Raw genomic sequence first — 25,171 nt, forward strand, 5'->3', positions numbered from 1 at the left:
TACTCACCCGTTCGCCGCTCGTGTACCCCGAAGGGCCTTACCGCTCGACTTGCATGTGTTAAGCACGCCGCCAGCGTTCGTCCTGAGCCAGGATCAAACTCTCCATCAAGGTCTAACCACCGGCAACACACGGCCACCGGCAAACCTGGAAGAGGTGAACCCTGACCACTCCAACAATCATGGAGTAATCAAAGGAACCCTACCCACCACCATCGTGGTGGACGGGGCCAAAACAAACTTGGCTTAAAGAAAATCGAACACGCGCTGTTGAGTTCTCAAAAAACAACCGCATCCTCGCCTACAAGCCCGAACCCTCGTCCGACGCTCTTCCGCAGAGGCGGTGCTTCCGCTTTGTTGTTTCTCCAGCTTACCGGAGTTTTCCGATCAGGACCAAATTGCCTTTTCGGAAATTCATTTCCGGTTAAGCCTATCCGATTATTCTCGGCGGAGAACCGAGATCAGACCTTACCGCTCCCCGACTGTCGTCGTGACCGGTTCGCTCTTCGGATCGGCCCCGCGACGGCCTTCCAGAGCCTTGTGGCTCCTCCGGCTCCCCGCGGTGCACGGGTAACAATAGGCTCCGCGCCCAAGAGCGTCAAATCGAGCCCCGGACCGGGACAGAAGCCCTGGTCACCGGGGTATCGGCCTTGGGACAGGCCGGTCGCTCCCGAGCTCACGCAGGTCGTCGGAGGGATCTGCGCGGTACGTCAGGTTGATTGTTTCAAGGTCATACCTGCCCGTGCCCTCCCGCCTCAAACACCCTCGCCGAAAAAATTTCGGCGGCGGGTCCGGGGCCGGGCAGGGCCGGCGAGGAGGCCCGCTCCTCACCGGCCCCGTGGCGGCTAGCTCACCACGACCCCGCCGACGTTGCGCTTCCCCCTGCGCAGCACGAGGTAGCGGCCGTGCAACAGATCCTCCGCGGAGACCCGTGCGTCCACATCGGTGAGCTTCGCGTTGTTGAGGTAGGCACCGCCTTCCTGCACCACGCGCCGGGCCGCCGACTTGCTCGCGACCAACCCGGTCTCGGCGAGCAGGTCGACCACCGGGGGCAGGACGTCCACCGGACCGGAGACCTCGGCGCGGGGCACCTCGGCGAGGGCCGCGCCAAGGGTCGCGGAGTCCAGCCCGCCCAGGTCACCCTGGCCGAACAGGGCCTTGCTCGCCTCGACCACCTTGTCGCACTCCTCCCTTCCGTGCACCAGCACGGTGAGCTCCTCCGCGAGCGCGCGCTGGGCCGCGCGGGCGGCGGGACGCTCGAGCGTCTGGCGCTCCAGCTCCTCGATCTCCTCGCGGGAGCGGAAGCTGAACACCTTGAGGTAGCGCACGACGTCACGGTCGTCGGTGTTGAACCAGAACTGGTAGAAGGCGTAGGGACTGGTCAGCTCGGGGTCGAGCCACACCGTCCCGCTCTCGGTCTTGCCGAACTTCGTCCCGTCGCTCTTGGTGAGGAGGTTCGTCGTGAGCCCGTGCGCGGGGCCGTGCGGCTCGTTTCCGTCCATTCGGCGGATCAGGTCCAGGCCCGCGGTGATGTTGCCCCACTGGTCGCTGCCCCCGGTCTGCAGGACACAGCCGTAGCGGCGGTAGAGCTCGACGTAGTCGTAGGACTGGAGGAGCACGTAACTGAACTCGGTGTAGCTCATTCCCGCTCCGTCAAGACGGCTCTTGACGGTCTCGCGCGCGAGCATCTGGTTGACGCTGAAGTGCTTGCCGATGTCGCGCAGGAGCTCGATCGAGCTCATCTCGGCGAGCCACCTGCCGTTGTCCTCCAGGATGGCGTCGTCGGGCGCGGGGGTCTCGCCTTCGGGGGTGAAGCGCAGGAAGGCGGAGAGCTGACGGCCGAGGACCTTGACCCACCCCTTGACGGTCTCGGGGGAGTTGAGCGTCCGCTCGGCGTTGGGCTTGGGATCGCCGATCAGTCCGGTGCCCCCGCCGACGAGCGCGATCGGCCGATGTCCGGCCCGCTGGAAGCGGGCCAGGGTGAGGATCTGGGTGAGGTGCCCGACGTGGAGGCTCCCGGCGGTCGGGTCGAAGCCGCAATAGAGGGTGACCGGGCCATCGGCGAGTGCCTTGCGGAGTTCGTCAAGGTCGGTGGTCTGCGCGAGGAGCCCGCGCCATTCGAGTTCGTCGATGATGTCGGTCACGGTGTCTTTCCAGCGTGGTCGGATGGTTGCGTGGCCCGGTCGCTGCGCAGGCCGGACGGCCTGGCGGGGTCCGGACGTCCTCTACCGTATCCGGTCCCTCCCCGGCCGACATGGTGATCCTCCTCCCCTTCCCTCCGAGGGGTCTCGGGAGCGACGGGATGGTCTTGTGGTGGCGGGCGCCGGCCGGGAGAGCGGCACACCGCCCAGGCCACAATCGGACACTTTTGGTAACGACTTGTTCACCATCTGATGTTGTGCTTGTGAACCCGCCGGTCCAAGGTGGCCGTGTCGATCCGGCACCCGCTCTGCTCTGGAGACACGCATGCACCTGATTCCGCGCCGCGCAGCCGGCCTCGCCGCGGCGGTTGCCGCCGCCCTCCTCCTCGTGGCGGGACTGTCCTCCCCTGCGGCCGCCGCTCCCCCGCCGCCGCCCTCGTTGTCGGAGGCGCGCTCCCAACTCGCCGGACTCGTGGTCGAGCCCGAAGGGGCCTCCTCCAGCTACGACCGTGACCTGTTCCCGCACTGGACCACGGTGGAAGGAAGCTGCAACACCCGCGAGACCGTGCTCAAACGCGACGGATCGGGCGTCCGGGTCGGTTCCGACTGCTATCCGACCGCCGGGAGCTGGACCAGCCCCTATGACGGGGTGACGACCTCGGTCCCCTCCCAGATCAGCATCGACCACTTCGTCCCCCTCGCCGAGGCCTGGCGCTCGGGCGCCGACACCTGGACGACGAGCCGGCGCCAGGCGTTCGCCAACGACCTGACCACCGGCCAGCTGTGGGCGGTGACCGCCACGAGCAACTCGGCCAAGGGCGACAAGGATCCCGCGGAATGGCTGCCCGCCCGGACGGGGATCCACTGCACCTACGCCCGCACCTGGGTGCACGTCAAGCACACCTGGTCGCTGAGCGTCGACTCCGCCGAGAAGGCCGCGTTGCAGGACCTGCTCGGTTCCGCCTGCTGACCCGCGAGGACCCGCGCCCCGCCCGGCCCTGCCGGGCGGGGCGCCGTCTTTAGGAGGCGAGGGCCAAAGGGGCGAGGTGCTCGGCGATCGCCAGGGACGAGGTCGCCGCGGGGGAGGGCGCGTTGCGCACGAACACGAACCGCCCGTGCTCGGCGATCGCGAAGTCGTCGAGGAGGTTCCCGTCGGCGCCCAGGGCCTGGGCCCGCACGCCGGCCGGAGCCGGTCGCAGATCGGCGGCGGAGAGCTCGGGCACGAGCCGGCGCGCCTGCCGGGCGAAGGCGGCGCGTGACACCGAGACGGCCATCTCCCGGACACCGGTGGTCCAGTGGCGGCCGGCCAGTCGCCAGAAACCGGGCCAGGTCAGCGTCGTGGCGAGCTCCCGGACGGACAGGTCGCGGGCGCGGTAGCCCTCGAGGGCGGTGGCGAGGATCGCGTTGGGACCGGCCAGCACCTCGCCGTGGACGTGACGGGTGAGATGGACCCCGAGAAAGGGGTAGCGCGGGTCGGGGACCGGATAGACGAGCCCGCGGACGAGGTGGCGGCGCTCGGGCAGCAGCTCGTGGTACTGGCCGCGGAAGGGGACGATGCGCGGGTCGCCGGCGGCCCCGGCGAGCCGGACGAGGCGATCGCCCTGCAGGCCCGCGCAGACCACGACCCTGTCGAAGCGGTGCCGGAGACGCTCTCCCCGGGGATCTCCGGTGAGCACGTCGGCCCCGTCGGCGTCCTGGCGCAACCCGATCACCGGGGTCCGCAACAGCACCCTGCCCCCGGCCCGCCGGACATCCGCGGCCAACGCCTCGGCGACCGCGCCGTAGTCGGTGATGGCGGTGCTCGGTGAGTGCAGCGCGGCGACGCCGCGAACGTGGGGCTCGAGTTCGCGTAGTCCCTCCGGACCCAGCAGGCGCACCCCCGGGACTCCGTTCGCCGTGGCGGTGCGTTCGATGTCGCGCAGGCGCGCGGCCTCCTCGGCGGTACGCGCGACCAGGACCTTGCCCACCTGCTCGTAGGGAAGACCGCGCTCGGCGCAGTAGTCGCGGAGCATCCCGACCCCGCGCCGGCACAAGGTCGCCTTGAGCGAGCCCGGCCGGTAGTACAGGCCGGCGTGGACGACCCCGCTGTTGTGGCCGGTCTGGTGCGCGGCGACACGGGACTCCTTCTCCATAACGGTGACCCGGGCCTCGGGCCGCACCTGGGCGATGCGTCGGGCGAGAGCCAGACCGATGATGCCGGCTCCGATGATGCCAATGCGTTCGGTGCTCACTTCACCTCCGTTGGACGGTCCGGACTCCACAACTAGCAGCGGGGCGCCCCCGGGGGTACCGGGTCCCCTCGCCACAGCGGGACTCCAGCGCCGGAGCCGGTCCCTCTACAGCGCTCGCAGACCGTCCAGGACGGCGCGCAACACCACCCCCTCCTCGACGGCCTTCGCCCCGTCCGCGCAGGAGCGCAGCTCCCCTCTGCCGATCATGTCCGCGAGCAGCAGACGCGCGGCCGTGAGCGGTATGTCCAGGACCGCCGACACCTCCGCGACGCTGCGAGGACGCAGGCACAGCCGCAGGACCGTCTCCCTCTCGGGTTGGCAGGCCCCTGTCTCGCCAGGCGAACGGGCGGCGACGACACGACAGAGCAGGTCCAGTGAGGTAGCGGCCCCGCCTCCCAGTCCGAGCGCGAACGGACGGAGCAACCGCGCCGGGCCGCGGCCTCCGTCGCCCACGATCACCGGGCCGCCCCGCCTGGACGCGACGACCCGGTTCGCTCCGCGAGGTGTCGCAGGCGGAGAGAGGTGAGCTCCTGACCGGCCGTGTCCGGGGACGGCGCCTCTTCCAGCAGGCGCGCGGGAAGGACCGCGACCGCGCGGGTCCCCCCATAGGGGGAGGGACACAGGCGCACCTTGACCCCGTGCCGCTCGGCGAGCCGGGCGACGACGAACAGGCCGAGCCGGGGCTCGTCCGGAAAGGCCATGACGTCGAACTCCGGGGCTTCCGCGAGCGTGCGGTTGATCGCCTCATAGGCGCTGTGGGTCATGCCGAGCCCACGGTCCTCGACGTCGACCGTGAGCCCCGAGGAGACCAGGCCGCTGTTGACGTCGACGGCCGAGCCCTCGGGGGAGAACTGCGTGGCGTTCTCGATGAGCTCGGCCAGCAGGTGGACGACGTCGGCCACCGCGAAGCCCTGGACGCTCATCTTCGGCGCGGATCTGAGCCGGACGCGCTCGTAGTCCTCCGTCTCCGAGATGGCCGCGCGCAGCACGTCGACGAGGGGGAGCGGTTCCCGCCACCGCCTGGCCGAATGGGCCCCGCCGAGGATGATGAGGTTGTCGGCGTAGCGCCGTCCCCGGGTGACGAGATGGTCCAGGCGGAAGAGCCGGCGCAGCGTCTCGGGGTCGCTCTCCGCGTGCTCCATCTCGTCGAGCAGGCGGAGCTGGCGCTGCACCAGGGTCTGGTTGCGGTAGGCGATGCCGAGGAAGACCCGGTTGGCGCCCTCGCGGATCTCGGCCTGCTTCACCGCCGCGGCCACCGCGGTGCGCTGCGCCGTGTTGAACGCGTCGGCCACCTGGCCGATCTCGTCCGCGCCGTGCCATAGCGGTGGCGGCTCCAGCGCGAGGTCGACGCGGCGTCCCTCTTGAAGCCGGGAGACGATGTCGGGCAGGCGCGTGTCGGAGAGCTCCAGGGTTTCGGCGCGCAGGCGCTGGAGACGCTCGGTGAGACCGCGGGAGGAACGTAGGGCGCTGTTGATCGCCAGCGCCCCGGCGGCGAGCGCGGACAGGCAGCCACAGGCGTTGAGGAGGACGCCGCGCAGAGCCGACCGGCGGGCCTGCTCAAGGGAGATCTGAACCTGCGCCGCCGTGAGTTCGCCCAGGACCGGGTCGGTGGCCCGGGCCGTGGTGTGCCACTGCGCGGCGGTGACGGGAATGTCGCTGTTCCAGGTCGCCGTCGTCCCGAAAGGCAGGGCCGTGTCCTTCACCGGGTCCCGGGTGACCACGGCCCTGCTGAGCCGCTGGACCTCCTCCCAGGGCGCGGTCTTGACCATCGAGTCGTAGCGCGCGGCGACCGAGGGGGACATGTCACGGCGGGCGTTGGTGAGCCTGTCGCGGTAGGAGGCCGTCAGGTGGGTGAAGTGGGCCGTTTCCGCGTAGGACATCCCTCCCGCAGCGATCGCCCCGGCGAGGAGGGCCTCGGCCTGGGAGTACTCGTCCCGCGCCCGGAGGACCTGGAGGGCGAGGACCCCCTCGGTGAGGCTCCCGTTGTCGCCCACGCCCATCACGATCACCTCGGAGACCAGATGGGCGTCGGCGACGAGATCGGAGTAGCGTTCCAGCGCGGCCTCCCGGTGGACCCTGTTCTCGGCCACCTCGCTCCTCAACCGGGGAAGCTCCTCCCAGGTGTCGAGGAACTCTTCGGCCTGCTCCCCGCTCTCGCCCCCGGCTCGCTCGCCGAGTAGCAGGATGGTGTCCCGCTCCGCCGTGAACGCCTCGTCGGTACGCCGCCACTGTTCCTCCAGGGCGGTGAGCGACGCCGGGGAGGGGGATCCGAGGTGGATCTGGGCGAGCCGGCGTTCCTCGCGCAGCTGGCCGACGATCGAGCCGAACGCCTCGGCCCCCATGCGTCCGTCGGTCGCCGACAGCATCAGCGCCCCCGCCTGGACCGCGCCCACCGTGGTGACGGTCGCCCACAGTGCCAGGAAACTGATGCTGGGAACCAGGACGATCCGGGTGAGCTGACGGCGGATGGTGGTACTCGCGGTCTGTCCGCGCGTTGTGTCCATGGGTTCTCCCCCCGTGAACGGGCGCGCGGCGGACGGGGTGGAGATTGCTGCGCAGAGCAGTGCCGACCGGCACGCGGCGCCCTTCGCGGAGACCGACGCTACCGGATTCGACGCCGCCTCGTGATCACTTCATCACTGTTCGTAAGCGACGAGGGGGGACTGCCTTCCCCGCCACGGCACCGAAGGCGTCGCCGAACCGTCGGTGCCGTGGCGGGGCGGCGAAGGCGCTCAGCTCTCTGGACGGTGCCGGGAGCCCACCGGTGCGGGGAGCTCTTCCAGAGTCGGCGGTTCTTCGATCCCCAACGAGTTGAGGATCTCGGCGTAGCGCAACGCGACGATCTTGGCGATCGTGCTGTTGGTGCCGAGCGGGGCACAGGCGCGGGCGCCGTGCTGCTGGGCGAGTTCGGTCACGGCCTCGGCGGGGAACTCGGCTCCGATGACGCTGGGCGCGAGGACCGGGCTGACGCACCCGGCGTCGCGTAGCTGGCCGAACACCTCCTTGATGTGGTCGGGGTCGTCCATCGCCGCGGGCAGCACGGTGACGCCGAGCCGCGCGGCGAGGAGCACCGCGGTCACCCCCGCGGCGCCGAGCGCCTCGGAGCCGCCGGCCGACCCCACGACGACGCCGTCGGCCATTCCCGTGCCGGCCGCCACGACGCTGATGAGGCGCATGCGGTCGGCGCGGACGAACCCGGCCTCGGCCAGGCGCAGGTGGAGCACCTCGGCGAGCATCGGGTGGGGCCCCAGCCCCTCGCTGACCCGGACGTCGGCGCCGGTGGCCGCGACCGCGTCGTCGATGGCCTTCAACGTGGGGGCGTGCGGCGCGGTGACCAGGGGGACGATGACGGCGCGCACCGCGCGCCCCTCGTGTGCTTCGAGACCGGCGAGGACGTCACCGAGCCGGTGCTGCTCCCCCTCGGCGTAGCCGAAACGGATCTCGACCTCGGGACGGTAGGCGCGGACGAGATCGGCCATCTGGCGGCCGAGGGGGTCGGCCTCGGCCGCGCCGGGCACGGCGAGGACGAGCTCGGGCGTACCGATGGCGCTGTCGAACGACAGCGGGTTGCGGTGCCGCCCGGAGCGTCGCCGGGGAAGATCACGCGGGGGGAGCCTGTCCGGATTCTGCGTAGTGTCAGGATTCACGCGAAAGATGCTAACGAGTCGGGAGTGATGATCGCGCCTTCGCACTTTCCCGTCACTGGCGGGGGCATGGGAAGAGCGGATCATCGCCGGATGAGGGGAACGGAGGCGGTCAGCCGGTGACCGCCGGGGTGTGGTGCGTCATGACGTGTTCCACCAGCGTTATCAACACGTCCTTGGCGGATTCGCGGCTGCGCGCGTCCGCCATCAGGATCGGCACGTCCGGCCCGGTCCCGATGGCCTCGCGGACCTCGTGCTCGGTGTAGGCGTGGGCCCCGTCGAAGCGGTTGACCGCGATGACGAAGGGAACGCCCCTGCGTTCGAAGAAGTCCACGGCGTGGAAGCAGGTCTCCAGGCGCCGGGTGTCGGCGAGGACGACCGCCCCCAGGGCGCCTTGGGCCAGTTCCTCCCACATGAACCAGAAACGGTCCTGGCCGGGAGTGCCGAACAGGTAGAGGACGACTCCGTCGCTGATGGTGATGCGGCCGAAATCCAATGCGACGGTCGTGGTCGTCTTCTCCTCGACCCCGTTGAGATCATCGATGCCGAGGCTCGCCTCGGTCATCACCTCCTCGGTGCTGAGCGGGGTGATCTCGCTGACCGAGCCCACCAGCGTCGTTTTCCCGGCGCCGAATCCGCCAGCGATCAGGATCTTGACCGCTAGGGGGATCACCTCGGTGCCGGCCTCTTCCTCAGAGCCTACGGATGCCATCAAGTACCGCCTGAAGTACGTTCATTTGAGGGGGTTGCGCGGTGGGTAGCGGGGCGCGCGCGAGAACGGCGCCCCTGCTGATGAGATCGCCCAACAGCACCTTGATCACGGTGAGCGGGATATCCAGGTGCGCGGAGATCTCCGCGACGGAGAGCGGTCGCCGGCACAGTTGCAGGATCGCCTCGTGCTCGGGTTCCAGGGTGCCCTGCTCAACGTGTTGACGCGCCGCGACGACAACGCTGATCAGGTCCAGTTCGATCGAGCCCGGACGGGTCCGGCCACCCGTCATGGTGTAAGGACGCACCAGGGGGCCGGCCGCGGCGTCGGGGAGAGAGTCACCGGGTTGCGGCTCGGCGCCCTCGTCCGCTCCGCGCGGCAGGCGGGAGGGCAGAGCACCGAGCCGGTTCTCCCCTGAGTGCATCATGACCTGCTGCCGCCGACGACGCCGGCGGACTCAGGAAAGCGTGGCGCGGTACTGAGGAACTGACCGACCCGCTTGATCCGCATGTTCATCTCGTAGGCGACGAGGCCGACATCCGCGTCCTCGGAGGCGAGGACCGCGAGACAGGCTCCCTCGCCCGCCGCGGTCACGAACAGGTAGGCGTGCTCCATCTCCACGACGGTCTGCCGAACGGCGCCTCCTCCGAAGTGGCGCCCCGTGCCCCGTGCCAGGCTCTGGAAGGCCGACGCCACCGCCGAAAGGTGTTCACCGTCTTCGGCCAGCAGGTCACGGGAACGGCCGATGAGAAGCCCATCAGCGGACAACACGATGGCGTGGTCCGCGCCGACCACGCGGTCGACCAGGTCGTCGAGCAGCCAGTTCAGGTCTCCCGTAGCGTTGCTCATCTCCACCATCATTCACTCTCTTCAGTGTGGTCACCGGCCGGTCGGCCGATGTCCCCGTCACCGCTACGCGCGGTGGTCGCTGAGCCGGGATGGTCGCCCTCCCCGACCTTCCAGGCACCCTCCAGCGGTTCAGAGGGCGGATCACCGAGGTCTTCGGCCCGACCTCGTCGGGTGCCGCTTTGGAAGGCGTCCATCACGCGACGCGCCTCCTCGGGAGAGCGGATCGTGCTCGGCCACACGCCGTCCGCCGCGCCCTGCGCCGTCTCCTGCCGCAGCTGGGGCGCCAGATTGGCCTGTCTGCGCCGTTTGGGTAGCTCCGGGCGGTCAGCGGACTTCGACGGCGCCGCGGTCGCGGACCCGTTCGTCGGCCGTGTGGGCAGCGTGGGACGGGACGCGGTGGGAGCGGAGACCAACGCGTCCTCGCGCCGCCCGGCCGTGTCAGTGACGGCCGGGCGGGAGCGGATGACCGGTCGCGGGGGCGGGGGCGACGCCGGTGGCCGGGGCTCGGGCCGGTCGTCGCGCGGTGCGAGCAGATCGGCCGCGCCCGGCCGGGCGAGCGGCTCTTCGCCCGGCAGCGGGGAGTCGGAGTGCTCACCGGAGGCGATGAGCTCCGCGGGGATGAGGATCACCGCGCGGGTTCCCCCATAGGGGGAGCTGCACAGCCGGACGTTGATGTCGTGTTTGGCCGCCAGGCGCGCCACGACGAACAGGCCGAGCCGGGTGTCCTCGTTGATCGCCATGACGTCGAACTCCGGAGCGCCGGAGAGGGTCTCATTGGCCTCGGCGTAGTCGTCCTCGCCCATGCCCAGCCCCCGGTCCTCGACCTCCACGACGACCCCCTTGGGGACGATCTCGCTGTGGATGTGCACCTTGGTGTGGGGCGGGGAGAACGCGGTGGCGTTCTCGACGAGTTCGGCGACCAGGTGGATGACGTCGGCGACGACGGCACCGCGGAGCGAGAGGTTGGGGACGACCTTCAACTTGACCCGGGCGTACTCCTCGGTCTCGGAGATCGCGCCGCGCAGGATGTCGACGAGAGGGATCGGGTTGCGCCAGCGCCGGCCCGGTTGGGAGCCGCCGAGGATGATGAGGTTCTCGGCGTTGCGCCGGCCCCGGGTGGCGAGGTGGTCGAGCTGGAACAGGTGCTCGAGCAGGTCCGGGTCCTCTTCCTCGCGTTCGACACGGTCGAGGAGCTGGAGCTGGCGCTGCACGAGGGACTGGTTGCGGTGGGCGATGCCGAGGAAGACCCGGTTGGCGCCCTCGCGGATCTCGGCCTGCTTCACCGCCGCGGCCACCGCGGTGCGCTGCGCCGTGTTGAACGCGTCGGCCACCTGGCCGACCTCGTCGGTGCCGTAGTCGAGCTGTTTCATCTCGGCGTCGAGGTCGACGGACTCGCCCTCGCCGAGCCGGTGCACGATCCGCGGCAGGTCCTCGTGGGCGATGCTCAGGGTATCGGCGCGCAGCCGGACCAGTCGCCTGGTCAGGCGGTTGGCCGAACGCGACGCGACCATGTAGGCGAGCGTGGCCGCGAACAGGGAGAGCAGTCCGGCTCCCAAAGCGGTGGTGAACATCTGCGCGCTGGCGCTGTCGGTGGCGTTGATCGCGGTCTGGATCTGGGTCTCGCCGAGGACCACCATGGCGGCGTCGACGGAGTCGGCCGCCTCACGCCAGGCATCGCCCTCGACGGGGAGGTCGCGGGAGGTGGACTGCTGCCCTGTGATGGGGTCCACGGTGACCTCGGGTTCGTATGCCGCCACCCGGTCGGCCAGGCGGTTGATCTCGGCCCAGCCCTCGGCACTGGTCATGCGGGTGTAGGCGGTGAAGGAGGAGCCGCCGAGCACCGGACCGGTGACCTCCATGCGATAACGGAGGTTGACGATGTTGGCGGCGAAACGGGTCTGCTCCTCCGGGCTGAGCTCGCCACGGGCGGCCGCCCCCGTCAACAGCGCGTCGGCCCGGGAGAACAGTTCCTGCGCCCGCAGCAGGGAGACCGCGTCACCGATCTGGGCGACGGACTGGCCGTCCTCCAGGAGACGCCCCTTGGCCTCGTAGAAGGCGTAGGCGTCGGTGACGATGCCCCCGTAGGCGTCGATCGCGGCGTCGGGGTCGAGCTCGCCGGCGACCACGCTCTCGCGCACCTGGGAACGGGACTCCAGGGCGTTGACGAACGTCACCGCGCGACGGCGTAGGGCCTCGTCGCTCTCCTCAAGGTCCCCGGCCTTCTCCTGGAAGCCGCGCACCGCGTCGTCGGTGATGTCGGCCTGCTCCCGCAGGACCTGGAGGGATTCCGTCGAGGGATCACCGAGGTAGGCCAGGGCGAGGCGGCGTTCGTGCTGGAGCTGGACGACGGCCCGGTACAGATCCAGGCCGATCTTTCCGTCCTCGGTCGCCGTGCGCAGTGAGAACGCCTGGACCAGGGTCGCACCGCTCAATATCACGAACAGCAACAGGGATGTGATGCTGGGGATCAGCACGATCCTGTTGAGCTGCGATCTGATACTGCGGCCGGTACCGCCCGATTGGCCCATCAAGCTCCTCCCACGCTGGGCACGCGGGCATCGCCATGCGCCGGGATGGCGCCGGACGCTGCCGGGAGCGAGGAGGGGATCGGTCCCTCCTCGGAGCGCGACCTGGCACGCACGCCCGTCTCCCGGCCCGGCTTGGCCCGCCCCTTGGTCACGTTCCGCTAGGGAGAGCGCACCCAAGGTGCCCGCAGGAACTGGACGCTACAGCATCAGGGCAGGCCTTGACGCCGCTTCGTCGGATTCGGTACCGAGTAAGCGACTCAGGCCGGCATTCGTCCATATTCCGGTTCGTCTCACCGGAAAAGCTACCGAAACAGCAGTGGGCGGAGGACACCTCTCCCACGCCCACCCGCCGTCCGGGCGTCGCTCACCCCTTCTCTGCGTAGCCGGCGTGGTCGGCGACCGCGGCGCGGAGTCGGGTGAGCTGTTCGGCCACCCGCGCGGGCGCCGTGCCGCCCTTGCCCGAACGCGACTCCAGGGATCCGCGCACCGTCAGCACCTCCCGCACCGCCGGCGTCAGGTGGGGCGAGATCGCCGTGAAATCGGCGTCGGTGAGGTCGGGCAGGTCGATGCCCCGCTCCTCGCACAGGCGCACGCACGCTCCGGCGATCTCGTGCGCCTCGCGGAACGGGACCCTCGCGCGCACCAGCCACTCGGCGATGTCGGTGGCCAGGGAGAAGCCCTGCGGCGCCAGCTCCTCCATGCGCTCGCGGTGGAAGCGCAGCGTCGCCACCATGCCGGTGAACGCCGGGAGGAGGAGCTGGAGGGTGTCCACGGCGTCGAAGACCGGCTCCTTGTCCTCCTGGAGGTCGCGGTTGTAGGCGAGGGGCAGGCCCTTGAGCGTGGTCAGCAGACCGGCGAGGTCTCCGATGAGCCGTCCGGACTTGCCCCGGGCCAGCTCGGCGATGTCGGGGTTCTTCTTCTGCGGCATGATCGAGGAGCCGGTCGCGAAGGCGTCGTCGAGGGTGACGAAGGAGAACTCCTTGGTCGACCACAGGATGATCTCCTCGGCGAGCCTGGACAGGTCCACACCGATCATCGCGGTGACGAACCCGAACTCGGCGACGACGTCGCGGGAGGCGGTCCCGTCGATCGAGTTCTCCACCGACGCCGAGAAACCGAGGTCGGCGGCCACGGCCTCGGGGTCCAGCCCGAGGGAGGAGCCCGCCAGCGCGCCGGACCCGTAGGCGGAGACGTCGGCCCGGCGGTCCCAGTCGCGCAACCGCTCCACGTCGCGCACCAACGGCCAGGCGTGCGCCATCAGGTGGTGGGCCAGCAGCACCGGCTGGGCGTGCTGGAGGTGGGTCCGGCCCGGCATCGCGACGTCGATGTTGGCCTGCGCCTGGTCGGCCAGCGCCGTGACCAGGGCGAGGACCTCCTGGGCGATCAGCCGCGCCTGTTCGCGCAGGTACATCCGCACGAGCGTGGCGATCTGATCGTTGCGGGAACGTCCCGCGCGCAGCCGGCCGCCCAGTTCGGGACCGACGCGTTCGATGAACCCGCGCTCCAACGCGGTGTGCACGTCCTCGTCCTCCAGGACCGGGGTGAAGGCCCCGGAGACCACGTCGGCCTCCAGACGGTCCAGGCCGTCCAGCATCCCGGCGAGCTCGTCGTCGTCCAGCAGCCCGGCCGCGCGCAGGACGCGGGCGTGCGCGCGGGAGCCGGCGATGTCGTGCCGGGCGAGCCGCCAGTCGAAGTGGGTGCTCAGGGAGAGCCGGGCGAGCGCCTCGGAGGGGCCGCCGGCGAACCGGCCTCCCCACAGCCGGGTGACGGAGGTGTCGGGCTCGTCAGCCACGATGTGGTCCTTACGTGAATCGTTGGAAGAGACGGATGGGGTCGGTGGGGCGGGGCTCCCGCGCTCTCTCCGGGGGGCCGTGCCACGGCGGCGAAGGCCGCGGGTGGGAGCCCCAGGTCCGGCGCCGGGACGGGTCCCGTCCCGTGGCGGTCGGTGTCGCCGCCCCAGGACCGGTGGCCCGGTCGGGGCGGGCCTTGATCGTAGCCGTCCACACCACGGCCGGACGGCTCCTCGCGCAGGTCCGGACCGCGTCCTGACGGCCGGGATCCCGCCGCCCGTCCCCGGGCGGCGTCACCGCCGGTTGGCCAGCCGCAGCAGCGCGGACGCCAGTTCCTCGCCCCCCTGGGGGTCCCGGGAGATCACCAGGATGGTGTCGTCTCCGGCGATGGTGCCCAGGATGGCGGGGATGTCGGTGTGGTCGATCGCCGAGGCCAGGTACTGCGCCGCCCCCGGAGGGGTGCGGACGATGACCATGTTGGCCGAGGACTCCGCCGATACCAGCAGGTCCTCGGCGAGACGGGTCAGACGCGAGTTGGACACGTGTCCCAGATCCAGGTTGTCGGGGCGCGCCCGCTGGAGGCGCTCACCGCCTTCCCCGGGCAGGACGTAGACCAGGCTTCCGTCGACGGTGCGCAGTTTGACCGCCCCCAGCTCGTCCAGGTCCCTCGACAAGGTGGCCTGGGTGACCTGGACACCGGACTCGGCCAGCAGCTTCGCCAGTTCGCTTTGGGAACGGACGTCGTTCTTCGTCAGCACCTCGGTGATCCGGGCGTGCCGCGCGGCCTTCGTCATGGGGGTGGGGGCACCGCCGACGTTCATCGTCGCCCGTCCTCTCGGATGGGGGAGGCGCCCGAACGCCTCTTCGGGATCACGGGAACACGGTCGGGCTCAGCCATCCTGTCCTCCCCCACCGGCCTCCTGGAGGATGGCCGGCAACGCTCGGACGAACCCCTCGACCTCGCCGGGGGTGATGGTCAGCGGAGGGGCGACGCGCACGATGTCGGGCGCGACCGCGTTGACCAGGAAACCGTGGCGGGCGGCGGCGCTTTGCACCTCGACGGCGGCCGGTTCGGCGAGCAGCAGCGCGCGCCACAGCCCCGTGCCGCGCACCCCGAGGAGCAGCGGATCCGCCACCTCCTCGACGCCCGCGGCCAGCAGTTCACCGGTGCGGGCGGCGTTGGTGAGCAGGTCCGCACGCTCGATCGTGTCCAGCACGGCGAGCGCGGCCGCGGCGGCGACCGGGTTACCGCCGAAGGTGGAGCCGTGGTCGCCCTTGGCGAACGCTTCACCGTAGCGGCCGAACCCGACACAGGCCCCGATGGGCAGCCCGCCGGCGAGTCCCTTGGCGAGGGTGAGCACATCGGGCAGCACACCGGCCGCCTGGTGGGCGAACCAGTGTCCGGTACGGCCGACGCCGCTTTGGATCTCGTCCAGGACGAAGGCCGCGCCGGTGGCGTCACAGACCTCGCGCACGTCGGCGAGGTAGCCCGCGGGCGGCGTGACGATGCCCGCCTCGCCCTGGGTGGGCTCGACGAAGACCGCGATGGTGGAGTCGTCGACCGCCTCGCGCAACGCGTCGCCGTCTCCATAGGGGACGAAGCGCACGTCCATCCCGAACGGGCCGAAGGGGTCGCGGATGGCCGCCTTGCCGGTGATCGCGAGAGCGCCGGAGGTGCGACCGTGGAAGCTCGCGACCGTGGAGACGATGTGGTCGCGTCCGGGCCCGGCGGCCCGCTTGACCAGTTTCAGCGCCGCCTCGTTCGCCTCGGTGCCGGAGTTGGCGAAGAAGACCCGGGCCTGCGCGCCCAGCAGGCCGAGGAGACGCTCGGCCAGTTCGACCTCGCGTTCGTGCAGGAACAGGTTGCTGGTGTGCGCCAGTGTGGCGACCTGTTCGGTGACGGCCTTGACCAGGGCCGGGTGGCCGTGGCCGAGGGTGGAGACCGCGATCCCCGCGATGAGGTCGAGGTAGCGTCTGCCCTCGACGTCCCAGACGTGGTTGCCCTCGCCTCGGGCCAGCGCGATGGGCGGGGTGCCGTAGTTGGGCATCAGCGCGGCCTCGAAGCGCGCCTGAAGGGCGGTCGTGGCGCTCATGCGTCCTCTCCTGCGGTGGCGGCGACCGGTTCGTCCGACTCGGCGACGACCATGGTGCCGATCCCGTCGTTGGTGAACATCTCCAGCAGCATCGCGTTGGGCAGCCGCCCGTCCAGGACGTGGGCCTGGGGGACCCCGCCCCGCACCGCGCGCAGGCACGCCTCCATCTTGGGCACCATGCCCGAGGAGAGGTGGGGCAGCAGCTCCTCGAGCTCACCGGCCGTGAGCCGGCTGATGAGACGGGAGTTGGTCGGGTAGTCGGCGTAAAGCCCTTCGACGTCGGTGAGCATGATGAGCTTACTCGCGTCGAGACCGACGGCCAGCGCCGCGGCCGCGGTGTCGGCGTTGACGTTGTAGACGCCGTCGTCGGAGCGCGCGATGCTGGAGATGACGGGGATGCGCCCGTCGTCCAGCAGGGTGTTGACGGCGCCGGGCTGGACGTCGACGACCTCGCCGACCAGACCGATGTCCACGGGCTCGCCGTCGACGATGGCGGGCTTGCGTTCGGCGGTGAACAGGTGCGCGTCCTCACCGGACATCCCGACCGCGAACGGACCGTGGGCGTTGATCAGGCCGACGATCTCGCGGTTGACCTGGCCGACCAGCACCATCCGCACGATGTCCATCGTCTCGGGCGTGGTGACCCGCAGTCCGCCGGCGAAGGTGCTCTCCACCCCCAGCCGGTTCAGGTGCGCGTTGATCTGGGGTCCGCCCCCGTGCACGACCACCGGGCGCAGCCCCGCGTGCAGGAGGAACACGATGTTCTCGGCGAAGCCGGCGCGCAGCTCCGGCGAGGTCATGGCGTTGCCGCCGTACTTGACCACGACGGTGTGGCCGTGGAAGCGGGTGAGCCAGGGAAGCGCCTCGAGGAGGACGTTGGCCTTGTCCAGGGCCTGCTGGTGGACGCGGGAGATCATGTCGTGTAGGCCGAGTTCTCGTGGACGTATTCGACGGTCAGGTCCGTGGTCCACACGGTGGCCGCCGAGCTTCCGGCGGACAGGTCGACCGTGACGGTGACGTCGCGTGGCTTGAGGTCGACCTTGGCCCGGTCGTCGCCGACGGCGCCGCCCCGGCAGATCCAGACGCCGTTGATGGCGACGTTGAGCTGGTCGGGTTCGAAGGCGGCGTCGGTGGTGCCGACGGCGGCGAGCACCCGCCCCCAGTTGGGGTCCTCACCGTAGATCGCGCACTTGAACAGGTTGTTGCGGGCGATCGCGCGGGCGACCGTGACCGCGTCGTCCTCGCTCGCCGCGCCCACGACCTCGATGGCGATGGACTTGGAGGCGCCTTCGGCGTCGGCGATGAGCTGGCGGGCCAGATCGTCGCAGACCTCGGTGAGCAACCGGGCGAACTCCGCCTCGTCGGGGACGACCCCGGACGCGGCGTTGGCCAGCAGCAGGACGGTGTCGTTGGTGGACAGGCAGCCGTCGGAGTCGATCCGGTCGAAGGTGACCGAGGTGGCCCGGCGCAGGAGCCGGTCACACTGCTCGGCGGTGAGGTCCGCGTCGGTGGTGATGACCGACAGCATGGTGGCCAGCGATGGCGCGAGCATGCCCGCCCCCTTGGCCATACCGCCGATGGTGTACCCCTCGCCCCGTTTGAAGGCGATCTTGGCGACGGTGTCGGTCGTGCGGATCGCGTCGGCCGCGGCCAGGCCACCGTCACGGGCCGCCTCGGCGATGACCGCGTCGACACCGGCGAGGAGTTCGGGCATCGGCAGCCGCTCGCCGATCAGACCGGTGGAGCACACCGCGATCTCGGCGGCGGAGTCGTCCAGGGCCGCGGCGGCGCGCTCGGCCGTGGCGTGGGTGTCCTGGAACCCCGGGGCGCCCGTGCAGGCGTTGGCGTTGCCCGCGTTGAGGACCACGGCGCGCACCCGGCCGCCTTTGAGGACCTGCTCGGACCACAGGACCGGCGCGGCCTTGACCCGGTTGCGGGTGAAGACGCCGGCTGCGGCTCGCGAGGGTCCGTCGTTGATGACGACGGCGACGTCGCGGTTGCCGCTGGGTTTGAGACCCGCGGCGACGCCGGCCGCCCGGAAACCACGGGGGGCGGTAACGCTCAAGGTGCGACTCCTGTCAGGGGAAGTCCGGTGGTTTCGGGAAGCCCGAGGGCGATGTTGGCGCTTTGGATCGCACCGCCCGCGGTGCCCTTGGTGAGGTTGTCGATGGCGGCGACGGCGATCAGCCTGCCGGCGTGTTCGTCAACGGTGACCTGGACGAGCGCGGTGTTGGCCCCCAGGGTCATCGCGGTGGTCGGCCATGTCCCCTCGGGCAGCAGGTGCACGAAGGGTTCGGCGGAGAAGCGGCGTTCGTAGGCCGCGCGCACGTCCTGCGCCGTGGCCCCCTCGGTGAGGGGCGCCGAGCAGGTGGCCAGGATGCCGCGCGGCATGGGCACCAGCATCGGCGTGAAGGACACCGTCACGGGGGCGCCCGCGACAGCGGAGAGGTTCTGGGTGAACTCGGGGGTGTGCCGGTGGGTGCCGCCGACACCGTAGACGCTCACCGCCCCCATGACCTCGCTGGCGGTCAGGTGGGGTTTGAGGGCCTTGCCGGCACCGGAGGTGCCGGTGGCGGCGACCACCACGACCTCGGGGCGGACCAGTCCTTCGGCGAGGGCCGGGAACATGGCGAGGGTGCCGGAGGTGGGGAAGCATCCGGGGACCGCGATGCGCTTGGTGGAGGCGAGCCTCTCACGCGCACCGGGGAGTTCGGGGAGCCCGTAGGGCCAGGTGCCCGCGTGCTCGGAACCGTAGTAGGCGGTCCAGGCGTCGGGGTCGGCGAGCCGGTGGTCGGCGCCGCAGTCGACGACGAGGGTGCTGTCACCGAGTTCGGCGGCGACGGCCGCGGAATGTCCGTGCGGCAACGCCAGGAAGACGATGTCGTGCCCGGCGAGCTCGGCGATGGCGGTCTCGGCGAGCACCCGGTCGGCGAGGGGACGCAGGTGCGGGTGGTGGTCCCCCAGGCGGGTCCCCGCGTTCCCGCCCGCTGTCAACGTCCCGATCGCGATGTCGGGGTGGCCGAGCAGCAGGCGCAGGAGCTCACCTCCGACATAACCACTGGCCCCCGCGATAGCGGCCGTATACCCCATCCCGCTCTCCTCGTCTCGGCGACGACTTTCCTGCACCATCATGCACTCGACTGCAAAGTTATGCAAGAGAGGGAGAGGACAACCCCGCGTGACCGGGACCACGCGGGGCGCCGAGGGCGCTCCGGCGTCACCGCCCGGCGATGCGCCCGGCGATCCCGGCGAGTCTGGAGGTCCGGGACCCCCGGTCGGCCTCGCGCCGGTCGGCGGAGCGGTAGAGGCCGTAGATGACCTGGGTGCCCACCCAGCGCAGAGGCTCGGGCTCCCAGCCACGCACCCGTCGTCCCACCCAGGGCAGGCGGGCCAGCTCCCCGTCCCGGCCCAGCACGAGGTCGCACAGTGTCCGCCCGGCCAGGTTGGAGGTGGTGACCCCGCTGCCCACATATCCGCCGGCCCAGCCGAGCCCCTCCTCACGGTTCAGGCTCACCGTCGGGCACCAGTCCCGGGGCACGCCCAGCACACCGGACCAGGCGTGGGCGACCGGCACCTCGCGCACCTCGGGGAACAGCCGGGTCAACGCGCGCCACAGTTCCGCGATCGTCTGCGGCGGGGTCGCGCCGTTGGAATCGTGCCCCGACCCGAAACGGTAGGGGATCCCCCGGCCCCCGATCGCGATGCGGTCGTCGGCGGTGCGCTGGGCGTAGATGTAAGTGTGGGCGCTGTCACCGAGCAGCTCGCGGCGCTCCCAGCCGATCCGTTCCCAGATGTCGGCCCCGATGGGCTCCGTGGCGATCATCGAACTGTTCATCGGCAGCCATTGGCGGCGTTGACCGCTCAGCGAGGCGGTGAACCCCTCCGTCGCCCGGATCACGTACTCGGCGCGGACCTCCTCCCCCGTCTCGGTGACGGCGGCGGCCGGACGCCCCTCTTCCCTCGGCCGGATCTCGGTCACCGGGGTGTCCTCGAAGATGTCGACGCCGAGTCCCTCGACCACCGAGGCCAGGCCGAGGACGAGCTTGGCGGGCTGGATGCGCGCGGCGTGCGGACTGTAGGCCGCGGCGACCGTGTCGGCCACGCGCAACGCGGGTTCGCGGTCGTCCTCGAGCAGGTAGATGTCCTCGGGCCAGTAGCCCCACTCCTGGAGGTGGCGCACCTCCTCCTCCAGGCGCTCGCGCTGGGCCTGGTTGGTGGCGACCAGACGCATGCCGTCCTTGACGATGTCGGCGTCGATCCCCTCCGCCTCGGCGACCGCGATGACCTCGTCGACCGCGGCCATCATGGCGCGTTGCAGGGCGATCATCGCCCCCTTGCCGTGCGTCTGGGCGTAGCGCTCCCGCGATCCGGCGAACTCCGCGGAGAGCCATCCGCCGTTACGTCCCGAGGCCCCGAAACCCGCGAACTCCCGCTCCAGGATCGCGACCCGCAACTCGGGCCGCGCCTTCTTCAGGTAGTAGGCCGTCCACAGGCCGGTGTAACCACCGCCGACGATGCAGACGTCGTAGTCGGCGCTTCCGGGAAGCGCGGGACGGCGTTCGGGCAGCCCGGTCTCCCGGTACCAGAAGGAGACACCGCCATTACGGAACTCCGCGGAACGGGGAATCGCGCGCATCTCGGCCGCGCTGGCGATGAGTTTCATGTCGTCTTCCCCTGGACTCCTGTGTGCTGGCATGACGACACGGATCCACGGCGCCGCAGAAGGGGCGCAACGGGCCGGTCGCCGACAGCGTACCTGTGCGGCCTTTGCGGAGGTATGCACGGTTCGACATCAGCCTGGGCGCCCTGCTCCCCTCGAAGGGGGGGAGGACAGGACACCCGGATCATGGGATGGCCGAGGTTTCACTCGGGCGCGGTCACGTAGTTCGTTCCCGCGCGTGGTCACGCAGCGTCCGAGCGTGGTCGGCGAGATCGCGCAGCGCGCCCTTCCCCAAGGGCTGCAACACGTGCAGCCGCAACAGCTCGACGTGTCTGCGCCGCGCCTGCTCGGCCAGCTCCAGCCCCTCGGGGGTGAGCACCGCATAGGTGACCCTCCGGTCCGAGGGACAGGACTGGCGCGCGAGGTAGCCGTTGCGTTCGAGCCGATCGGCGAGCTTGGTGAAACCACCACTGCTGAGACTGACCTCGCGGGCCAGCCGGCTCATCGGCAGTCGATGCTGCGGGGAACGCTGCAGTCTGAGCAGGACCTCAAACCATGGTCCCGACATGTCGTGGCCACAGGGATCGATACCGCGCAGCAGCAGCGGCCCCAGCGTGGTGAGGGCCTCGTGCAGCAGCCCCCACGCGGTGATCAGTTCGTCGTCGTCGATACACCCGCCGGCCCCTTCGCCGACGGGAGACTCCGTGTTCGTCTCCGTCGTCGTTTCCGTCTCCGTACTCATCGCCCCTCCCCGGCCACCTCAGCGTGGCCGCGGGATACATCCTATCTAGAAATATCTTTCCAGGAAGGGAACGGGTGGGGCCGCCCCACAGCGCCGGCCCCACCCGTCGTGGTTCACCCTCGCAGTACGGCTCCGACACGCTCGGCGGCCACGGCCACCGCGGCGTCACGCGCCGCCGTGGCCTCCTCGGCCGTCAGCGTCCGGTCCCCGGCCCGGAAACGCAACGAGTAGGCCAGCGACTTGCGCCCCTCGCCCACCTGCTCACCGGTGTAGACATCGAACAGGCGCACGTCCTCGAGAAGCTCCCCGGCGCCCTCGCGCAGCGCGGCCTCGACCTCGCCCGCCGGCACCGACGTCTCGACGACCAGCGCCACGTCCTGGGTGGCCACCGGATAGGTGGACACCTCCGGAGCCCGCACCGCCTCGCGCGCGCGCTCGACGGGATCGAGGTCGACCTCCATCGCGGCGGTGCGCGCGGGCAGCCCGTAGGCCTTGGTCACCCGCGGGTGGAGTTCGCCGGCGTGGCCGACCAGGACCTCACCGCCGTCCACGGTCACATACAGCTCGGCGCAGCGCCCCGGATGCCAGGGGGCGTACCGACCGGGCCGGACGGTGATCTCGACCCCGGCGGCACGTCCCACCTCGCGCGCGGCCTCGATCGCGTCGGCCCACGTGGCCGCCCGCCCCTGCCCCCACCAGCCGGCGGGTTCCCGGTCGCCGGCCAGCACCGCGGCCACCCGGCGCGGCTGGTGAGGGATGGCCGCTTCCAGCTCGGCGAGCTCCTCGGCCGTGGGCGCGCGGTCGACCCCGGGCAGCGGCGCGGCGGGCATCCCCTCCTTCGGCAGGTAGACCAGACCCATCTCGAACAGGGCGACGTCGGGGAACCCGCGTCCGACGTTGCGGACCAGCGTCTTGAGCAGGCCCGGCAGCAACGTGGTCCGCAGGAACGGTTCGTCGTCGTTGAGGGGGTTGGCCAGGCGGAGCGCGTCGCGGCGCGCGTCATCGGCCTCGACCTGGAGACCGTCGAGGTCACGCTCCCCCACGAAGGGGTAGGAGAGCACCTCGGTGAACCCGGCACCGGCCAGGGCACGCCCGACGGCGCGGCGCAGCCGCTGCCCCGGGCTGAGCCCTCGCCCCACCGGCGCGCGCGGCGGGATCGAGGGGATGTTCTCGTAGCCCTCGTAGCGGATGACCTCTTCCGCGAGGTCGTTGGGGTCGGTGAGGTCGGGACGCCACGACGGCGGGGACACCCGCAGCGTGTCCCCCTCTTCGACGACCTCACAACCGATCTGACGCAACCGTCGGGCCGCGGTGCCCTCGGGGTAGTCGACCCCCGCGATGCGCGCCGCGTGCCGCTCGGCGATGACGATGGGGGCCGGCCCCGGCACCTTCGGGTCGACACTGGTCAGCCCGCCCGGCCGACCGCCTCCCAGCCTGGTCAGCAACTCCACCGCCCGGGCCGACGCCCGCAACGGCAGCTCCCGGTCGACACCGCGTTCGAACCGCCGGGACGCCTCGGAGTGCAGGTTGTGCCGCCGTGCCATCCGCGCGACGTTCGGCGCCGAGAAGTGCGCGGCCTCGATCACCAGCTCGGTGGAGGCGTCGTCGATCTCGCTGTCGAGCCCGCCCATGGTCCCGGCCAGCGAAATGGGACCGCTCGCGTCGCTGATGACGATGTCATCGGGGTCGAGGTCGCGAACGACGTGGTCGAGCGTCTCCAGGCGCTCCCCCGCCTCGGCCCGGCGCACCACGATCCCCCCCGACAGCTTGGTGCGGTCGAAGGCGTGGAGGGGCTGGCCCAGCTCCCACATGACGTAGTTGGTGACGTCGACGGCCAGCGACACCGGCCGCATCCCGGCCAGCGCCAGGCGGCGCTTCATCCACATGGGGGTGGGCGCGTCGGAGTCGAAGCCGCTGACCTCGCGCAGCACGAACCGGTCGCAGGCGTCGATGTCGGCGATCTCGGCGGGGTAGCCCTCGCCGTTCTCCTCGATCGGCTCGGCCTCGGCGGGGTCGCGGAAGTCGACCTCGTAGAGCGCGGCGGCCTCACGGGCCACACCGCGCAGGGACAGGGCGTAACCCCGATCGGGGGTGACCGCGATGTCGAGGACGTCCTCGCGCAGCCCGAGCAGTTCGAAGGCGTCGGTACCGGGCTCGGCCGTCCCCTCGGGCAGCACGATGATGCCCGCGTGGTCCTCCCACAGGTTCAGCTCGGAGGCCGAGCAGATCATGCCCTCCGACATCCTGCCGTAGGTCTTGCGGGCGCCGATCTTGAAACCGCCGGGCAGCTCGGCCCCCGGCAGGGAGACGACCACCAGGTCGCCCTCCGAGAAGTTACGGGCACCACAGATGATGTTCTGCGGCTCACCGGACCCGTTGGCCGCGCCGACGTCGACCCGGCAGTGGCGGATCGGTTTCTTGAAACCGGTGAGCTCCTCGATCTCGAGCACCCGGCCCACCACGATGGGCCCCGAGATGTCGGCGCCGACCTCCTCGACGGTCTCGACCTCCAGACCGGCCGCGATCAGCTTCGCGGCGAGTTCACGGGCCGTCACCTCAGTGGGCAGGTCGACGTACTCCCGCAGCCAGGAAACGGGGACGCGCATCAGATCTCCATCCCGAACGCCGAGGTGAACCGCACGTCCCCCTCGACCATGTCGTGCATGTCGCGGACTCCGTGGGCGAACATGAGCGTCCGCTCCACCCCCAGACCGAACGCCCAGCCGCTGTAGCGTTCGGTGTCGACCCCGGCCGCGGTCAGCACCCGCGGATTGACGACGCCGCAGCCGCCGATCTCGATCCACCCCTCGGAGCTGCAGGTGCGGCAGGGCGCGTCGGGGTTGCCGACCGAAGCGCCCCGGCAGACGAAGCACTGCATGTCCACCTCTCCCGAAGGCTCGGTGAACGGGAAGTAGGAGGGGCGGAACCGGGTGGTCAGTCCCTCACCGAACATCCGGGAGACGAACGCGTCGATCGCGCCGCGCAGATGCGCCAGCGTGACGCCCTCGTCCACCACCAGCCCTTCGAGCTGGTGGAAGACCGGGGTGTGGGTCGCGTCGAGCTCGTCGGTGCGGAAGGTCGTGCCCGGGGCGACGACGTAGACCGGCAGCTCGCGGGTCAGCAGCGCCCGGACCTGCACCGGGGAGGTGTGCGTGCGCAGCACCAGCCCCGAGGGCCGTCCCCCCGCCCCCTCGACGAAGAAGGTGTCCTGCATGGTGCGTGCCGGGTGGTCGGGCTGGAAGTTCAGGGCGTCGAAGTTGTACCACTCGGCCTCGACCTCGGGCCCTTCGGCCACCTCGAAGCCCATTCCGACGAAGATGTCGGTCATGCGCTCGGCGATCGTCGTGAGCGGGTGGCGGGCCCCGCGGGACACCCGGTCCCACGGCAGCGTGACGTCGACGGCCTCCTCGACGAGGACGCGCGCGTCACGCTCCTCCTCCAACTCGGCCTGGCGACGTTTGAGCGCCTCGGAGACGTCGCGCCGGGCGCCGCCGACGCGCTTGCCCGCGTCGGCCTTGGCCGCCGGCGGCAGCGCGCCGATCTCACGGTTGGCCAGCGCCAGCGGAGCGCGGTCGCCGGCGTGCGCGAGGCGGACCTCCTTGAGCTCCTCCAGGCTGGACGCCCCGGCGATGGCGGCCAGCGCCTCCTCGCGCATGCGGGCGACCTCGTCCGGGTGCAACGAGGTCACCTCGACGGGATCATAGGAATTATTGGGTGCAGACATGATTGGTTGCCTCGCCGCCCGCGCCGTGGGCGGGGCGGCCGTCACGGCCCGCCGAACGGCGGA

General features: G+C 70.9%; 20 protein-coding genes and 1 rRNA gene. 1 reads left to right on the forward strand and 20 read right to left on the reverse strand.

Translation table 11 applies throughout. From position 1 onward, the window contains the following. Positions 1-109 (reverse strand): 16S ribosomal RNA (locus tag B5D66_RS17445); the annotation flags it as partial. 733 nt (positions 110-842) lie between these two features. Further along, entirely contained in the window at positions 843-2,141 is a 1,299-nt protein-coding gene (gene tyrS / locus B5D66_RS17450; RefSeq protein WP_078762846.1) for a tyrosine--tRNA ligase, read from the reverse strand. 322 nt (positions 2,142-2,463) lie between these two features. On the opposite strand from tyrS, the gene B5D66_RS17455 reads away from it, so the two are divergent. Continuing rightward, positions 2,464-3,108 (forward strand): HNH endonuclease family protein, encoded by a 645-nt coding sequence (locus B5D66_RS17455; RefSeq protein ID WP_078762847.1) that lies wholly within the window; start codon positions 2,464-2,466, stop codon positions 3,106-3,108. 49 nt (positions 3,109-3,157) lie between these two features. Here B5D66_RS17455 and lhgO read toward each other — a convergent pair whose 3' ends face one another. From lhgO to pheS, 18 genes are all read right to left on the reverse strand, one after another. Next, positions 3,158-4,369, reverse strand: a complete 1,212-nt coding sequence (gene lhgO / locus B5D66_RS17460; protein ID WP_078762848.1) for an L-2-hydroxyglutarate oxidase — start codon at positions 4,367-4,369, stop codon at positions 3,158-3,160. 105 nt (positions 4,370-4,474) lie between these two features. Then, positions 4,475-4,828 carry a DUF742 domain-containing protein gene (locus B5D66_RS17465; RefSeq protein ID WP_144390187.1) on the reverse strand — a complete coding sequence of 118 codons (354 nt, stop codon included), beginning with the start codon at positions 4,826-4,828 and terminating at the stop codon, positions 4,475-4,477. Further along, positions 4,825-6,873 carry a sensor histidine kinase gene (locus tag B5D66_RS17470; protein WP_078762849.1) on the reverse strand — a complete coding sequence of 683 codons (2,049 nt, stop codon included), beginning with the start codon at positions 6,871-6,873 and terminating at the stop codon, positions 4,825-4,827. Before B5D66_RS17470 ends, B5D66_RS17465 begins: the two co-directional genes overlap by 4 nt. 228 nt (positions 6,874-7,101) lie before the next feature. Further along, on the reverse strand, positions 7,102-8,016 hold the full coding sequence (locus tag B5D66_RS17475; protein WP_078762850.1) for a sirohydrochlorin chelatase: 915 nt from the start codon (positions 8,014-8,016) through the stop codon (positions 7,102-7,104). A gap of 109 nt (positions 8,017-8,125) precedes the next feature. Further along, entirely contained in the window at positions 8,126-8,725 is a 600-nt protein-coding gene (locus B5D66_RS17480) for a GTP-binding protein (protein WP_078762851.1), read from the reverse strand. Further along, positions 8,706-9,149: a DUF742 domain-containing protein gene (locus B5D66_RS17485; RefSeq protein WP_078762852.1), complete on the reverse strand. Its 444-nt coding sequence runs from the start codon at positions 9,147-9,149 to the stop codon at positions 8,706-8,708. The genes B5D66_RS17480 and B5D66_RS17485 overlap by 20 nt, the downstream gene beginning before the upstream one ends. Further along, the gene (locus B5D66_RS17490; RefSeq protein ID WP_078763044.1) at positions 9,146-9,580 is read right to left on the reverse strand and encodes a roadblock/LC7 domain-containing protein; all 435 of its coding nucleotides are present in this window, start codon (positions 9,578-9,580) and stop codon (positions 9,146-9,148) included. Before B5D66_RS17490 ends, B5D66_RS17485 begins: the two co-directional genes overlap by 4 nt. After that, the gene (locus B5D66_RS17495; RefSeq protein ID WP_078762853.1) at positions 9,580-12,099 is read right to left on the reverse strand and encodes a sensor histidine kinase; all 2,520 of its coding nucleotides are present in this window, start codon (positions 12,097-12,099) and stop codon (positions 9,580-9,582) included. The genes B5D66_RS17490 and B5D66_RS17495 overlap by 1 nt, the downstream gene beginning before the upstream one ends. A gap of 364 nt (positions 12,100-12,463) precedes the next feature. Then, positions 12,464-13,891: an argininosuccinate lyase gene (argH, locus tag B5D66_RS17500; protein ID WP_078762854.1), complete on the reverse strand. Its 1,428-nt coding sequence runs from the start codon at positions 13,889-13,891 to the stop codon at positions 12,464-12,466. Between the two features lie 291 nt (positions 13,892-14,182). Further along, positions 14,183-14,710, reverse strand: coding sequence for an arginine repressor (locus B5D66_RS17505; RefSeq protein ID WP_078762855.1), 528 nt, complete (start codon positions 14,708-14,710; stop codon positions 14,183-14,185). 69 nt (positions 14,711-14,779) lie between these two features. Further along, positions 14,780-15,982: an acetylornithine transaminase gene (locus B5D66_RS17510; protein WP_078762856.1), complete on the reverse strand. Its 1,203-nt coding sequence runs from the start codon at positions 15,980-15,982 to the stop codon at positions 14,780-14,782. Further along, a complete protein-coding gene (gene argB / locus B5D66_RS17515) occupies positions 15,979-16,899 on the reverse strand; it encodes an acetylglutamate kinase (protein ID WP_078762857.1) in 921 nt (306 codons plus the stop codon). The genes B5D66_RS17510 and argB overlap by 4 nt, the downstream gene beginning before the upstream one ends. After that, entirely contained in the window at positions 16,896-18,047 is a 1,152-nt protein-coding gene (gene argJ, locus B5D66_RS17520) for a bifunctional glutamate N-acetyltransferase/amino-acid acetyltransferase ArgJ (protein ID WP_078762858.1), read from the reverse strand. Before argJ ends, argB begins: the two co-directional genes overlap by 4 nt. Continuing rightward, complete coding sequence (gene argC / locus B5D66_RS17525) at positions 18,044-19,072, reverse strand: N-acetyl-gamma-glutamyl-phosphate reductase (RefSeq protein WP_078762859.1); 1,029 nt, start codon at positions 19,070-19,072, stop codon at positions 18,044-18,046. The genes argJ and argC overlap by 4 nt, the downstream gene beginning before the upstream one ends. A 127-nt stretch (positions 19,073-19,199) precedes the next feature. Then, positions 19,200-20,645 (reverse strand): NAD(P)/FAD-dependent oxidoreductase, encoded by a 1,446-nt coding sequence (locus tag B5D66_RS17530; RefSeq protein ID WP_078762860.1) that lies wholly within the window; start codon positions 20,643-20,645, stop codon positions 19,200-19,202. 214 nt (positions 20,646-20,859) lie between these two features. Beyond that, complete coding sequence (locus B5D66_RS17535; RefSeq protein ID WP_078762861.1) at positions 20,860-21,384, reverse strand: MarR family winged helix-turn-helix transcriptional regulator; 525 nt, start codon at positions 21,382-21,384, stop codon at positions 20,860-20,862. Between the two features lie 113 nt (positions 21,385-21,497). Next, on the reverse strand, positions 21,498-23,990 hold the full coding sequence (pheT, locus tag B5D66_RS17540; RefSeq protein ID WP_078762862.1) for a phenylalanine--tRNA ligase subunit beta: 2,493 nt from the start codon (positions 23,988-23,990) through the stop codon (positions 21,498-21,500). After that, positions 23,990-25,108: a phenylalanine--tRNA ligase subunit alpha gene (gene pheS, locus B5D66_RS17545; protein ID WP_078762863.1), complete on the reverse strand. Its 1,119-nt coding sequence runs from the start codon at positions 25,106-25,108 to the stop codon at positions 23,990-23,992. Before pheS ends, pheT begins: the two co-directional genes overlap by 1 nt. Positions 25,109-25,171: the final 63 nt, after the last annotated feature.

The organism is Marinactinospora thermotolerans DSM 45154 (genome assembly GCF_900167435.1).
Taxonomy (GTDB): domain Bacteria; phylum Actinomycetota; class Actinomycetes; order Streptosporangiales; family Streptosporangiaceae; genus Marinactinospora; species Marinactinospora thermotolerans.

Coding starts and splice junctions, on each gene's coding strand:
- B5D66_RS17505 (WP_078762855.1), bottom strand. CDS start 14,710: ATGAACGTCGGCGGTGCCCCCACCCCCATGACGAAGGCCGCGCGGCAC.
- pheS (WP_078762863.1), bottom strand. CDS start 25,108: ATGTCTGCACCCAATAATTCCTATGATCCCGTCGAGGTGACCTCGTTG.
- B5D66_RS17455 (WP_078762847.1), top strand. CDS start 2,464: ATGCACCTGATTCCGCGCCGCGCAGCCGGCCTCGCCGCGGCGGTTGCC.
- B5D66_RS17510 (WP_078762856.1), bottom strand. CDS start 15,982: ATGAGCGCCACGACCGCCCTTCAGGCGCGCTTCGAGGCCGCGCTGATG.
- B5D66_RS17490 (WP_078763044.1), bottom strand. CDS start 9,580: ATGGTGGAGATGAGCAACGCTACGGGAGACCTGAACTGGCTGCTCGAC.
- B5D66_RS17495 (WP_078762853.1), bottom strand. CDS start 12,099: ATGGGCCAATCGGGCGGTACCGGCCGCAGTATCAGATCGCAGCTCAAC.
- B5D66_RS17480 (WP_078762851.1), bottom strand. CDS start 8,725: ATGGCATCCGTAGGCTCTGAGGAAGAGGCCGGCACCGAGGTGATCCCC.
- B5D66_RS17470 (WP_078762849.1), bottom strand. CDS start 6,873: ATGGACACAACGCGCGGACAGACCGCGAGTACCACCATCCGCCGTCAG.
- argC (WP_078762859.1), bottom strand. CDS start 19,072: ATGGGGTATACGGCCGCTATCGCGGGGGCCAGTGGTTATGTCGGAGGT.
- B5D66_RS17535 (WP_078762861.1), bottom strand. CDS start 21,384: ATGAGTACGGAGACGGAAACGACGACGGAGACGAACACGGAGTCTCCC.
- B5D66_RS17485 (WP_078762852.1), bottom strand. CDS start 9,149: ATGATGCACTCAGGGGAGAACCGGCTCGGTGCTCTGCCCTCCCGCCTG.
- pheT (WP_078762862.1), bottom strand. CDS start 23,990: ATGCGCGTCCCCGTTTCCTGGCTGCGGGAGTACGTCGACCTGCCCACT.
- argB (WP_078762857.1), bottom strand. CDS start 16,899: ATGATCTCCCGCGTCCACCAGCAGGCCCTGGACAAGGCCAACGTCCTC.
- B5D66_RS17530 (WP_078762860.1), bottom strand. CDS start 20,645: ATGAAACTCATCGCCAGCGCGGCCGAGATGCGCGCGATTCCCCGTTCC.